Below are 247 nucleotides of genomic sequence, written 5' to 3'. Positions count from 1 at the left end.
CGGCTGGGACTGGTGGGTTCAGCTACCGGCTCTGCTGGCGGTCGTACTCGTGGCGTGGCTCGCGATCGATGTGCCGCGGTGGCTGATCCGCCTGCGGTACCGGTTTCGGCGATAGCGTCTCGGGCCCGGCTCCGGCCGCCGCCGCGCGGGCCTCGCGCTCGCGCAACCACTGCCGGGTCGGCTCTTCGATCCACGCGTAGCTGGCCGCCGACACCCCGATGGTCAACAGCAGGGTCAGCGAGAACAC

The 247-nt window shown here is 71.3% G+C and carries 1 protein-coding gene; it reads right to left on the bottom strand.

The window, feature by feature from the left end; genetic code table 11:
* Positions 1-22 precede the first annotated feature (22 nt).
* A partial coding sequence (locus tag SB717_RS38460) for a hypothetical protein (protein ID WP_410908472.1) occupies positions 23-247 on the bottom strand: 225 nt, incomplete at its 5' end.

It is taken from the genome of Priestia sp. SIMBA_032 (assembly GCF_046535215.1).
In the GTDB taxonomy this organism is placed as follows: Bacteria; Bacillota; Bacilli; order Bacillales; family Bacillaceae_H; genus Priestia; species Priestia aryabhattai.
This window is presented reverse-complemented; position numbering and strand designations above follow the sequence as displayed.